The organism is Rhizobium sp. AP16 (assembly GCF_000281735.1).
Taxonomy (GTDB): Bacteria; Pseudomonadota; Alphaproteobacteria; order Rhizobiales; family Rhizobiaceae; genus Rhizobium; species Rhizobium rhizogenes.
In genome coordinates, this window is record NZ_AJVM01000069.1 from 130,668 (window position 1) to 143,570 (window position 12,903).

The 12,903-nt window shown below is 53.3% G+C and carries 11 protein-coding genes and 1 tRNA gene; 5 read left to right on the forward strand and 7 right to left on the reverse strand.

Annotation, left to right across the window (positions count from 1 at the left end; translation table 11 throughout):
- Positions 1–161: 161 nt before the first annotated feature.
- The 4 genes from PMI03_RS22990 to rplU all read right to left on the reverse strand — a co-directional run bounded on the left by PMI03_RS22990 (position 162) and on the right by rplU (position 2,122).
- The gene (locus PMI03_RS22990; RefSeq protein WP_007698845.1) at positions 162–749 is read right to left on the reverse strand and encodes a GNAT family N-acetyltransferase; all 588 of its coding nucleotides are present in this window, start codon (positions 747–749) and stop codon (positions 162–164) included.
- Positions 746–1,381, reverse strand: a complete 636-nt coding sequence (locus PMI03_RS22995) for a GNAT family N-acetyltransferase (RefSeq protein ID WP_007698850.1) — start codon at positions 1,379–1,381, stop codon at positions 746–748. Before PMI03_RS22995 ends, PMI03_RS22990 begins: the two co-directional genes overlap by 4 nt.
- 121 nt (positions 1,382–1,502) lie before the next feature.
- Positions 1,503–1,772: a 50S ribosomal protein L27 gene (gene rpmA / locus PMI03_RS23000; RefSeq protein ID WP_007698853.1), complete on the reverse strand. Its 270-nt coding sequence runs from the start codon at positions 1,770–1,772 to the stop codon at positions 1,503–1,505.
- 32 nt (positions 1,773–1,804) lie between these two features.
- On the reverse strand, positions 1,805–2,122 hold the full coding sequence (gene rplU / locus PMI03_RS23005; RefSeq protein ID WP_007698856.1) for a 50S ribosomal protein L21: 318 nt from the start codon (positions 2,120–2,122) through the stop codon (positions 1,805–1,807).
- Between the two features lie 305 nt (positions 2,123–2,427).
- On the opposite strand from rplU, the gene PMI03_RS23010 reads away from it, so the two are divergent.
- Positions 2,428–2,517, forward strand: a tRNA-Ser gene (locus PMI03_RS23010).
- A gap of 213 nt (positions 2,518–2,730) precedes the next feature.
- Here PMI03_RS23010 and PMI03_RS23015 read toward each other — a convergent pair.
- On the reverse strand, positions 2,731–5,187 hold the full coding sequence (locus PMI03_RS23015; protein ID WP_007698860.1) for an SIR2 family protein: 2,457 nt from the start codon (positions 5,185–5,187) through the stop codon (positions 2,731–2,733).
- Positions 5,188–5,516: 329 nt separating this feature from the next.
- Here PMI03_RS23015 and PMI03_RS23020 point away from each other — a divergent pair, with 329 nt between their 5' ends.
- From PMI03_RS23020 to PMI03_RS23030, 3 genes are all read left to right on the forward strand, one after another.
- Positions 5,517–6,509, forward strand: coding sequence for a site-specific integrase (locus PMI03_RS23020; protein WP_007698864.1), 993 nt, complete (start codon positions 5,517–5,519; stop codon positions 6,507–6,509).
- A 952-nt stretch (positions 6,510–7,461) separates the two neighbouring features.
- On the forward strand, positions 7,462–8,460 hold the full coding sequence (locus PMI03_RS23025; RefSeq protein ID WP_309574475.1) for a hypothetical protein: 999 nt from the start codon (positions 7,462–7,464) through the stop codon (positions 8,458–8,460).
- 185 nt (positions 8,461–8,645) lie between these two features.
- Positions 8,646–8,990, forward strand: coding sequence for a hypothetical protein (locus tag PMI03_RS23030; protein WP_007698870.1), 345 nt, complete (start codon positions 8,646–8,648; stop codon positions 8,988–8,990).
- Here PMI03_RS23030 and PMI03_RS23035 read toward each other — a convergent pair.
- A complete protein-coding gene (locus PMI03_RS23035; protein WP_007698873.1) occupies positions 8,982–9,563 on the reverse strand; it encodes a recombinase family protein in 582 nt (193 codons plus the stop codon). The genes PMI03_RS23030 and PMI03_RS23035 overlap by 9 nt on opposite strands.
- 232 nt (positions 9,564–9,795) lie before the next feature.
- Here PMI03_RS23035 and PMI03_RS23040 point away from each other — a divergent pair, with 232 nt between their 5' ends.
- Complete coding sequence (locus PMI03_RS23040; RefSeq protein WP_007698875.1) at positions 9,796–10,365, forward strand: hypothetical protein; 570 nt, start codon at positions 9,796–9,798, stop codon at positions 10,363–10,365.
- Positions 10,366–10,577: 212 nt separating this feature from the next.
- On the opposite strand, the gene PMI03_RS23045 is transcribed toward PMI03_RS23040, so the two are convergent.
- Complete coding sequence (locus PMI03_RS23045; RefSeq protein ID WP_007698884.1) at positions 10,578–12,902, reverse strand: hypothetical protein; 2,325 nt, start codon at positions 12,900–12,902, stop codon at positions 10,578–10,580.
- Position 12,903: the final 1 nt, after the last annotated feature.

Below are 12,903 nucleotides of genomic sequence, written 5' to 3' on the forward strand. Positions count from 1 at the left end.
GTTCAGCCGGAGGTCAAAGACTATCGTGCGGTCGATGACCCATAACATCAAGGATCATGCGATCAATTCTGCCGACGCCTCCGATCTCACATCCGGCGGCTAGAGATAGATGGACGGCATGTCATCGCCGGCGGAACCGGCGATGACTGATTTTCAGGGCTTCACGCCGGCCGCGAGAGCCGCAGCGCGCCCGGCTTCAGCACGGTTTCGATATGCGGAACCATGGTGTTGCGGGCAAAGCTGTAGACCTCCGAGCAGCCGATGATCTCGAAGCCAAGCTTCTGCTGCAGCTTCAACGAGGCCGGGTTGTCGGCAAAGATGCCGGAGAACACGGCGACGTCGGGCATGCGGCGGGCAAAACGCTCAAGCGTTGCCCCGACCGCTTCGCCCATGATGCCGCGCCGCCAGTAGTAGCGGTTCAGCCAGTAGCCGAGATGCCAGCGGCCATGCCTGAGATCGATGCCGACCATGCCGATATGGACATCGTCTTTCTCGGTGACCGCTAGGTCCCAGCCGCTGTCGAGGCCGGCTGTGTGCTGGACCAGCCAGTCCAGCGCATCCTGCCGGTCATAGGGCGTCGGCACGCGGGCGAGCATGCGTGTAACAGCGAAATCCGACAGGGATTCCGTGATCGCATCGGCATCGCTCAGCCGATGCGGACGCAATGTCAGCAGCGCGGTCTGGATGATCGGTGTCGGTCCTGGTGTCAGGATCCTGACGTCGCGGCGGGGAAGGGCGAGGGCGTTCATCTCAGACCTCCCCAGCTTCGCAGCGACATCCAGGTCTTGCGATCGAGCCGATACCATTCGACCGATACCGTGCTGCCGAGCGCTAGCGACGCGGCAAGGCCGGATCCCTGGAACTGGAAGCCGCACTTCTGCACGACCCGTCTCGAAGCGACGTTCATGACCCGGCAACGAGCATCGATCTGGGCGACGTTTTCGCGCGTGCGGAAGACCATGTCGATCAGGGCATGGGCGGCTTCCGTCGTATAACCCTGGTTCCAGTGGGGCTCACCCAGCCAATAGCCGATCTCGACGGTCTCCGGGTCAGCTGTCGGCTCGACGCCGCAGCAACCGAGAAAGGCGCCGTTGTCGGCTTTGGTAATCGCATAGACGCACTTGCCAATCTCGCCAAGTTTCGTGCGTCGCACGAAATCGGCGGCATCATTGGTCGTATACGGATGCGGCATACGCGATACCATAGTGGCGACGTTGGCGTTGTTGGCAAGATGGGCAAGGGCGTCAATGTCTTCTTCGTGGGGCGCGCGCAGAACGAGCCTTTCCGATAACAAGACAGGGCAATCGGTCCTTAACCGCTCCGGCCTCAGCCGTTCTTCGGGAGACCTTGATTGGTCTTCCCTTAACAATTCGCCTTGCATGGTTCAGTCCTCCTTGAGGTTAAAGAAAAAGGGGAGATGGTGTCCCATCTCCCCTTTTCTTGACTGAACCTGATGCGTCAGCCGGGTCAATGAGACACCGGCTGTTTTCGAGCGCTACCGGTTATTCCGCTGCTTCCGCTTTCGGCATGACAGACACGTACACGCGGCCATTGGCCTTCGTACGGTAGTTCACATTGCCGGCCGTAAGCGCAAAAATGGTGTGATCCTTGCCGAGACCGACATTGGTGCCCGGATGCCATTCGGTACCGCGCTGACGCACGATAATGTTGCCCGCGATGACGGCTTCGCCGCCGAACTTCTTCACGCCAAGGCGCTTGGATTGCGAATCGCGACCATTGCGCGACGAACCGCCAGCTTTTTTGTGTGCCATTGGAGTTCTCCTTTAAACCTTGTCCCGTGATCTTACTTGGCAGCCACGATGTCCGTGATGCGGACAACCGTGTGATGCTGGCGATGGCCGCGCGAACGCTTCGAGTTTTGACGGCGGCGCTTCTTGAAGGCGATAACCTTCTTGCCGCGGTTGTGCTCGACCACTTCGGCCTTGACGGAAGCGCCCTTGACGAAGGGAGCACCAATCGCAGCGTCGGCGCCTTCGCCGATAACGAGGACTTCGGTGAATTCTACGGTGTCGCCGGCGACAACTTCCAGCTTCTCGATGGTCAGCACGTCGTTGGCTGCCACGCGGTACTGTTTACCGCCGGTCTTGATGACTGCGAACATTTTTTATCCTTTCATGTTCGTTCCGGCTCTCTTGTCCCGAAGGACAAATGGCCGTCTTTTTATCAGTCGAAACTTAGCAGGGATTTCAAAGGCTTGCGGCCTCAAGAAAGATCTGCCGGTGAAGCCCCGCACAGAGCGAGGCGGCCAAGGTACGGACTTATCCACACCTATTGCGTTGCGGGGATACATAAGGGCCTCAGATCTGTCAAGGCAAAAGGATGAAAAGCTTGAATATTCACCCTTGCCATCGCTGTCGTCTCTCGCTATGAGAACGCCGCGCTCTAAACGCGCCGACCAGCATAACCGGAGAGGTGGCAGAGTGGTCGAATGCACCGCACTCGAAATGCGGCATGCCTGCAAGGGCATCGTGGGTTCAAATCCCACCCTCTCCGCCATTTTGGCCTTTAGCCGTAAGGCTTCCCCGAGATTAGTTGAATTTCCTCGAGCTTTGGAGCTCGCGCCTGAATTGGCTGGCGCCACACTAGAGGCACTACACGACTTCATTCCTCTTTGTCTTGGGCCGATGCGACGGGAAAATCCCGCCGCACCAGTTGATTTCAATGCGGTTTTTTTAGACGTCACCGCTACTGGATAAAGTCAGGTCGGCTTCATCGTAGCAGTGCTGCTATGGGTTCTATCTCATTCATTGCTGATGCGGCGTGGCTGCGCTGATAACCTTCGGGAACAATGCCGACTCTAGTCGCGGCTCGACCTGTAATGTCTGTAAGCTGCCCGGCGAGAATTTTCGCGAGATCCTTAGGGATAGTTGCGCCTTTCGCTTCGATCACCTGCATGATTTGCAGGAGCGTCTCGTATGGATGATGAGTAAGTTGGGCGTCTCGCATTAATCGTCCGACTATATCCGCCGCCTCTTTCATATCTCTAAACAATTCAACGCCTGCTCGGTCGGTTGCTATAGCGCGCGAAGCGAGAAATTTTGCTTTTCGGTCTTCAAGCTGTTTCCGGTTGAATTTGTCGTCCCTTTTCTTGTCGTAAGCGTCTGCAGCCGTATACCCCATTGATAAGTATTCTTCGGCCTTCAGCCAGCTCTTTTGGGCGCTCATTGCCATGTGCCATTGAAGCCAAAAGAGAGGAAGCTCCCTGAAATAAGATACCTTTGATATATTGTCGAAGAAGCGATTCACCTCTCCATCGTCACTAACGACGGAGGAAAGTATAGAGTATCTCATTAGTTGCGTGAATATGTGGTTTTCAAATTCGCTTCTTCTGTATTTATTTCTTATGTAATTCAGTATGTATATTGTTGTATCTACAATTTCTTTATCGTCTATTACATTTGACAGTAAATTTCTTGCGCCGATTGAAGGTATGGTTTTTACAAAATCTCCATCTACGCGAACAAGCTTCAGGCCATCCGTATCACTCGATATTTTCTTTATGGTGGCTAAGCAGTCTTTTTCGAACGCCTCGCTAAGAAAAGACGCTGGTGCGTCAAACCCTATTCCCGCAATGATAAGAGCGGTGATCATCATGCGCTTGTCGTTAAGCTCAATACCGCTGAGCTTGTTGTATTCCGCCAGATAGGCGTTCCGCACGTAATTTGACCTGAGTAGGCGCAGCAGAACGCTTGGGAAGACGCCTCCGCAATCTCGCTCTATAAACCTTCGGCGATCGCTTAAGGTCAAAGCGCGAAATTCGCGCCAGCCGGCGATTTGGTCAATAAGAGCAATCAAGCTATCGACTTCGGCGCCTTTTATTTTCCCCAGGCGGATATCAGTAGCTGATGGGATCGTCCGTATAACCCTTAGCTTTTCTGATTCTGCCTCTGTTGCGATGCTTCTTGCCGACAATATCATACCGCCCTCGCTCGCTGAAATTTGGCGAACAAGAGCCGTTAATCTATCCTCGCGCAGGGCAAAGCACCCCTCAACTACTAGCACTGCATCAGGATACGATGCGAAGATGGACGATACTTCATTAAGAAGATCCGAATAGAAATGCTTGAGTTGGAAGACGGGTCGGCCACGAGCGATTTGGATTTCTGCGCCAAGTATGGCCAAACTTTTTCCCTCGCAGATGTCGCCGTGAACAAAAGCGATGTTTCCTCGCGTATTCAAATGTTCGACGATCTGAGCTGCTTCATCTCGCAGGACGTGATAGTCAGGCGCCCCTACGTCCCAATCTCGTTTGATTTGCGACCTATCGACCTTTCCCCAAATGAATAAGTCCTCGATAGCGCCAACAGGCGGAACAGAAGATGTCGTCTCGGGAAGGACAAATCGCTCGAAAGATGCAAGGGGAGGTTCTTTTGGGGCATCCTGTTTAAGAATCTGCAGGATCTGATCGGCCAACGTCTCCCGACCTATATAGAGGACTTCGCCAAATTCTTCTTGGGTCGCGCGCTCATCTGGATCCGGAGAGGCGGTCGGCCGATTGATGAAGAACGCCTTGTTCTGTAGGCCCGTCGCGTTGAAAAAGACCTGCGATAGATGAAAATCAGCTGCACTAAAGCCTAAAAAAACTACAATTTCAGCGCGTTCAATTTCGGATCGAAGGCGTTCCATCCAATTGCTGACGCCACTAAGATGCCGATAAGAATCAGCATCTAGAATGCAGCTTCGCTCGAAATTCTCGCTGGTCCAAGTCTCAGCAAATCCATGGAGATGAACAACGGGAACTCCCGATGTCGGACTGCTGGGATCATCCAGATTATTGAGGGTCGTATGTTTCTTTCGCGTATTCTGAAGACCAATTTCAATTCCATTATCATAGTTTGTTGTATAAATTGATGTCCAAGGAAATTCGAGGATAGATTCTATTGATGATGAAATTCTACTTATATGAAATCTATTTTTTAGCATCTGCATTAAGTGGAATGCGCCAATATCCAACTTAAAGCGTTTGGCCGCGTTTTTTATATCGCGAAATCCGGACTGTTTTCCCTTTTCCTTAAGTTCGGAATTTATCATATCGAGCAGGTGAAACGTTACGCCCAGTGCTGGGTCGTCCTCGAAATTTAAACAGTCCGCTGTAAAGCCAGCACCACAGAAGAGAATGGCGTTACCATTTCGGCTATCTTGAAGTTTTTGTTGCAAATTTTTCATTTGATACTCGTCCCTGCTTAGCGCCCAGTGCAGTATCAACTCTCTGTCGTGACGATTCGTCAATCGACTCAGAGATATCAATGCTCTCGACTGCCGTATTTGGGGTCGTTATCCGCCATATGAGAGGTCGATGGTTTGGTGAGCCACTCCGAGGCGCCAGCTTCCGCCTGAGTTGAGACTTTGCTCATTGTATAACCAGGATCTTTCAGACCCCCTTTTTTATCGCTGTCTTAAATCGCATGCCATCTTTACGATTAGCGACCGGAATTATCCTTGGCCGCCTCAACGGGGCATCCTACGCATCATCTCGATCACAAACGGAGGTTGAGATGGCTACAATTAGAAAACTCAGGGGGCGATGGCAAGCGCAAGTGCGCCGCCGCGGAATGAAGCCACGGGCAAAGAGCTTTGACAGTAAAGCAGACGCAGAGAGGTGGGCGCGTGATCTGGAGACCCAGGTCGACCGCTTCGGCATGGCTCCGGACACAAAGATCCTTGAGACGACGACGCTCGGTCAGCTGCTGGAGCGCTATCAGCAAGAGGTTTCGCCAACAAAGCGCGGCTTCACTCAAGAGAGTCAGCGCATTGATGTGTTACGCCGGCATGATCTATCTCACCGGACGCTAATAGGGCTTTCCCAGCAGGATGCGGCCTCATTCCGAGATGAGCGGCTGCACTCAGTAGCTCCGTCTACCGCCGTTCGCGAGCTGGCAATCCTAAGTCACGTCATCGAGGTCGCTATCCGCGACTGGGGGTTTCCGCTCAGCCGCAACGTCATCAAGCTTGTGCGTCGTCCGGTGATCCGGAACGAACGCAATCGCCGTTTGGTTGGCGACGAGGAGCAGCAGTTGCTCGACGGGTGCGACGGCGGCAGGATCCCGTTCATGAAGGCTTTGTTGATCGTCGCGATCGAGACCGGGATGCGCCGCGGAGAAATCCTTGGACTGCGATGGAGCGATATTTCGCATAACCGTCGCGTGATCACGCTGACAATGACGAAGAACGGATCCGGACGCGAGGTGCCATTGTCTCAGAGGGCGTTTGATGCGCTGACGGAATGGAGGACCCAAGCGGACGTCGATCAGCCGCATGTCTTTCCCATAGCTCCCGGTTCACTTGAGCAAGCGTGGTATCGTCTGCTTGTGCGTGCAAATGTCAAAGGGCTGCGCTTCCACGATCTCCGTCACGAAGGTGTCAGCCGGCTGTTCGAGAGGGGACTGAATGTGATCGAAGTCAGCAGCATTTCGGGACACAAGGAGCTGCGGATGCTTAAGAGATATACTCATCTCTCTGCTGATGATCTCGTCGCCCGCCTTGCTTAATCTCAACGCGTTTCACACCTTACATCTGACCTCCGCAACCTTGACAAGGGCCTTGCATCAGCCTTGCCTTTGTCAAGGTTGAGGTCAAAATCGCATCGATATACCTATTTTAAGTTGTTCTAAACCTTGTGTTTAAGTCTGAAATCGTTGCGGAAACGGGCTAAACCTTGCGGTTTCTTTCCCTTAAGTTTACAAATCCGCGTCGAAACGGCTTTTTACTGCGTTTGTAAAGGCGTCTGGACGCGCCTTGGTTGTGTTCGGGCTCTTTCTCAGTTCCACCTCGTCTGGGGGGAGATCCAAGAATATACTTGGCAGTCCATACAGGCGAGGAAAACCATTGGTATGAAACTGGGACGCGTTAATCCCCAGTGCCGAAAGCATATTCGCATCAGACTCACTGGGTTCTGTGGTTGATCGATCTACGTGCCAGGCAGGCGTATCCGTCTGCACAGTGGGTGACCTCAACTTCGGTTTGATTATGATCGATGTCGATAGGTTGGTGTGAGTGGAGGATGGAAGAACCGAGAGCGCCGCTCTTTCGTTCGCCTTTACCCGGTGCCGCCTGACCTCCTCATTCATCTGCAAGCTGAATGACTGCGCGTGCGGTGGCGCCGCGCCGGGACATCAAAGTCCTAGAAAAATTCAAGCTGCGTGATGGGGATGCTTTCTGTGCCGCTGATAATCGTGCGTCCTATCCTCCCGTGCCGAAAATCGACAGGGAAGCTCACAGGCAAGCGCTGCGAGATAGACAGCATCATTCTGCATTTTGAATGACGAAACGCGCCGGCGCCAATCCTCGAGTCAAGGGCGTGCGATCGGGACTGAATATTTCTTCCGCGATCTTATGCGCTCCGATCGTGATCTCGCTATACAAGTAAGCAAGCAAGCGCTCGCCATCTCGAACAACCATTATGCCGGACGGCATCCGTCGTCCGAAGGAGAACCTATGCCTATGGACCAGGAAAAGCTTAATAAGCGCCTCGAAGATGTCGTTCGGATGCGGACTATCATGCATCCCAAGGACTGGCAGGACGAGAGCCAGTTGATGATGAAGCGGTGGTTCGACTATCGCTTTATGTCACCCTTAGACGCAACCTTGCTTTTCGGGCGTCACTACATTGCAGGGCTTCGCCGCCATGTCCGGCAGCACGTTGACGCTGAACGTGCCGAGAGGGTTTCGGGTATCAAGAACGGGTTACCTACAGCTCGTGCCGCATGGTTTACCGCCCTGTGGCGCGCCAGGGCGCGCACGGATGCTATCTTCGTTCCCTATGACTTGCTGATCGATTTCGCGTTCGACTTTTCATCTCGCCGGAAGCGCTTTTGGAACATGCTTCCACATCAGCTACATGCATCGGGAAAGAACGTCGAAGCCTGGTGGGCGGTGTTCGATGAGAAGGTCGAGGATCTGCTCGCGCTCCGGATGAGGAAGGTCGCCGAGATGCCCCACTACCGGATCGAGAATGATCTCGACTTACCGCCTCAGAGGCATTTTCGCAGCCTGATGTTGTCTGAGATGCGGCACGAAAACCGGATGCTCGACGATCAGATTGCGGATCGGGTTTTCGTTAAGCGCCACCTGACGTTAAGCCAGGCACTCTCGCTAGCGCCTCCGGATGCGAACTGTGCCGACCTTGAGCACCGGGCTAGGAGCATCGCAGACAATCGCGCTTGGGAAACTGAACCGGTGGCCAAGCTTGATCCGGCTGATCTCCTTCCTAGCTGCTTCGCGATCGCCGAGACCATCGACGTATCTCGTGCCCCCTGTGACACCTGCGCACTTACAGCTTTTTGTAAGGTCACGGCTACCGACGCAATCAATTCGACCATTCGCATCGCCGGATCGGCGTCGCCTGTCTTAGAGGCAGATCGCAAGCGTAGCCGGCTGAACACCCAGATGTGTCGCGGAAAGGCTAAGATCCTCCCGGCACTTCTCCCCACCTCCGAATAGGTGCTTTCCCAGCCGGAGGATGTAATCGGCTTCTATGTAACTCTTCTTTTAAAAGAGATACTTAACATAGAAGTCGATTACATAAGATTGCGCCTCTCCGGCGAGACGTTACCCCCGGAACGGACATGATCATTAGAGACGCGCCGGTTCGGCGCTCGATCTTCTTACTGTAAGGATACAATCAGATGGAAATCACTGATACCCGCCGGTTCTTCCGCAACCGCTTCGAACATTACGTTAACAACAAGGACAGCTCTGGCGCGGGTGCGCGCGATGGCGTCCAGCTCTCGCTTCGGGAGGTGTGCGAGCTCCTCGAGCATGACCGGGAGCCCTTCCCCCGCCGCTACGATCCCGACATGCGCAAGCTCTGCGGCCACGAATACCTTACCTGGTTTCGCAAGGAGCGCACGTATGGCGACGTTACTCGTCTGCTGAATAGGAAGTTGGCGGGAGAAGAAGGGAGCATGCCGCTGGTCGGAGGGCATTGGGTGCAGGCAGCGCTGAAGAAGGCAAATCAACCTTCAGGCTGATTGGACCGAACGAGCAGGTTGCTCACGCAGTAGTCGCGAAAGAGTGCGCGGGTGGATTCGGTATTCATCCGCGACCTCAGCGACCGAGCGGCAATCTTGCTCGATCACCTTCCTTGCCGCATCGAGTTGCTCTGGCGTCATCGCCGGACGTCTACCGATCCGACTGCCACGAGCACGAGCAGCAGCCATGCCCGCCCGTGTCCGCTCGCTGATCAGAGATCGCTCGAATTCTGCCATGCTTGCCAGAACATGCAGCAGTAGACGTCCGGCCGAAGTGCTGGTGTCCAGGCTTTCGCTCAGAGACCGGAATTCGACGCCGCGCTCGTTCAGATCTCGCACGAGGGTCAGTAGTTCGAACAACGATCGACCGAGGCGGTCCAGCCGCCAGACGGTGAGAGTGTCACCGGGACGCAATAGCTTGAGCAGCTTGCTCAGCCCAGGGCGGGCGAAGTTTGAGCCGGAGAACCCTTCGTCGGCATGGATTTTCGCACAGCCGGCTATTTTCAACGCCGAGAGCTGGAGATCCATGTTTTGCTCCACGGTGCTTACGCGAGCATATCCGAAATTCCGCATGTTTGTTCCGTGCTGCCATTCGTTGATAGGTGGTGTATCTGTTCATAATGCACGCCAAGGTATTGATTTAAAGGAACCTTTTTGTGCAGGCAGGGTTTTCTGTTGGCCACGGATAGCACGCTGAAGGAAATCAGCGAGTTAGCGCGGTGCGCGGGGGCGCGTGTTCGTTATGAGGGAAGGGTTCCCTTTTGTGCGGCCAGTTGTTCCGAAACTCTATGCTCGTGGTGTTCTCATGAAATCCGCTACCGTCACCCTGCTCGCTGCCTTCATCATCCCCGCAACAACATTCGCCGAAGACTCACAAGTTCACGCGTTTATAGGTGCCAGCCAGATGTCGGTAAAAGCGAAGGCTTCTGAAGTGACGTGGTATAGCAATCTTGAAAACATGAAGGTCAACGATCAGCCGATTAAAGGCTCAGGCACGTTCGTGCTGCGCTGTGGTGGTGACGGCGAACAATACGTGATGATTTCGGTGCCGCTCGATCACGATATCTGGCCGTCGCAAAACGCAGATTTTCGCACAAAAGCGGATGTTGCAGCGTTTGGCGATAGCATCGAACTTTCTGACGTGGATCTTTTGTCGATGAAGGTCAGCCACGAACGGGTGATGTATATCGATCTCGGAAACAAGGTATTCGACTTGGTTCGACATTGGGGCAGCGGGATGTCAGTCCGAGTTTCCGCTCATCCTGATAATGACTTAAACGATCTCAGCTTCATTATAGCTGCCCCGTTGCCGGATTCGGACACTCAAGAGAAAATGGCGAAAGCCGCTGCGCTCTGCCAGATGTTTGTGCGATAATCATTCCGTCTCGCAAAGCGTCCAAGGCGACTCGCTGGCGTGTTTAGCACGCTGGGAGCTACGAAACCGACGTCCAGAAGCGCCGAGCCAGTCGGTGAACGTCCCCGAGCTGAAGGCGTTCATCGATCTCGGAAACGTCGCGCGTCTCTGGAGGCTTCATCTTCCGATATCAAAATAGGTAAGTGCGCTCAGCGGCAATCAACATCTGGTGACTAAAGGGACAAAAAAGACCTTACGAGCGCCTCTAAATCATCATAGGGGATTGCTCGCAGTTCGCGACCGCTACCCAGTTCCCACACCGAATAACCCGCCGCATCGTCAGGCGTGCCATCTGACTTCCACTTCCCTTCCACGACAAATTTAACTTGAACCGTAGTCGGCACATCTTTGTGAGGGAGTATCGAGAGGAGCTTTCGACGGGCGTCGGCCTCAATGAGGTGCGCCCCTTTTGTATCTATGCAAATGATCGTTCCATCTGACCAAATGAGGAAATCGGGGAAGAACCAAACAGTCTGCCCTAACGTTACCAAGGGGATCCTGTAACCAGTCTGCGACCGATTCCTTGCCCAAGTCAAACCCGTCTCGTCAAGTGCTCTCGCGAAGCGCAGTTCTGTGGGGTTTAGCCCGTCATAACCCTCATGGAGAGCATTGTTAAACCGCTCCATAGCGCTACGTCGCACTAATGTGTCACCAATTTCATAAGGATTAGGTTTCAGTTGCTTGATGACCGCATGCCGTAGGTAGTTATCGACGACTTCCGCTGCCCCGTCAGTCAAGCTTACGTATGCGTTGCTACCCACACCGACCTTTGCGTCAAACTTCTTTAGCTCTGTGTTCATCACCATCAGAGCTGGACGATAACGCCGCGCCACCTCACGACGGAAAACCCAGCGAGCATTGACGCGATTGGATTGTTCAAATTCAACCCAATCACCATCATCTCTTTCATGGGCCCCGATAACTTGCAATACTGTTTTTCGTCGACCGACTCCTCGCGTATTCACGGTGTCCAAAGAATAATCATGGATTTTCGATAGAACCTTTTCAACAGCAGAAAGTGTGGGTGTATTATCTATAGCGGCTCGCGGAACTGTTCGCAGTTCTTTTGAAGGCACACTCTCTGGTGCGTCGGTGCCAGGGGGCGAAGTCAATATGCGAACTTCAGGTGCATCTCCACCGAGCCCTTTGCGAACCTCGTCAACAACCTGTGCGAAAACATCGTTCCGATCAACTCGCACATAAAAGTGCGCAGTATTAAGCCGATCAGACTCGTAGTGAGTCGAACCCGGTTGCCGTAGCACCCTTCCGACTACCTGCGTAACCTGCACGGAGGATGCCATTGTCTTGTCAATGTAAGCGAAGTATACACTGGGATCATCCCAACCTTCCTGAAGAGTTTGGTTGAAAATGATATGCCGGTAGTTTCCCGCAATGAAATTCTCGTAGTCACTTTCACCGCCATTGAAGAGTGTGAAGTCTAAAGGCAGCGGGAAGTCTCGGTGGGTCTTGAGATCAGCATATACGGCGATCTCTTCTGGTAAAACGTCGCAATGCTCTGTCAGATAGCGCCAAATAAGGATTGGCGGGGCCTGCCTTTCCTCGAATAACCGTTTAGGATCATCCATTTGTCCGGCATCGTCAGCTAGAACATTGGTATTACAAACGTAGATTGCCTTAGGGACGAAGCTGACTTTCTCCATCTTAGCCGCCGCTTCAGCTTCGCGCATATCTGAGAGCATTTCAGATATCGTTTCCTGCATCGGTGCATTGATTCCATCAAGGGCAATCATTCCCTTGACGAGTCCAGAAGAAACCACCGTTGAGGATTTCACAGAGGTAATTAGATCGTCGTCAACGAAGTCGCCTTGAGTGCGCAGCGGCTGAATGACCTCAGCGTCAAATTGAGCCGGCAGACGAAGAGTCGCGCTTGCAAGCAAGAAGGCTGCAGGCTGCAGCTCAAGCAACAGTGTAGTTTGCTGATCGCTAAGGTTCTGCGCCTCGTCATATACGATGACTAATGGTCGACGTCTGCCGTCAGCAGTCTCACGAGATTTTAAAGCTTCCCATCGCGTCGTTTCAATGTTGTCGGTGTCCAAAGCAAAAATTCTAAGATTGCTCTTTTCCCGATCTTTCTGATTGAAAGTGCCAACGGTGGCGAAATACAGGAGAGTCTCTACCGAATTAGCTACATCCTCTGGATCGTATTCGCTGAGCAACCTCACTGTGATGTCAGGCAAGAGGTGGTTGTATTTACCACCTACGGCAAGGTTGGCGTAACTTTGCTGCACAACGACCTTACCCTTGGATAGCCATAATATTACAGGCGTCATCTCTGACAGAGCAGAAATTTCGCTTACCGATTGGGCAAGTATAGGTGTCTTTCCCGATCCTGTGATTGAAGATAACGCTTGGTAAAAAGGCACGTCTCGCCGCTTTGATCCCCGTCCAAACCCAATTGGGTCCGCTGCATACTCTACATAGCGATCAGCTATCTGAGACGCAGCATCTTGTTGGAATTGGAAGAGCTCAATAGGCATT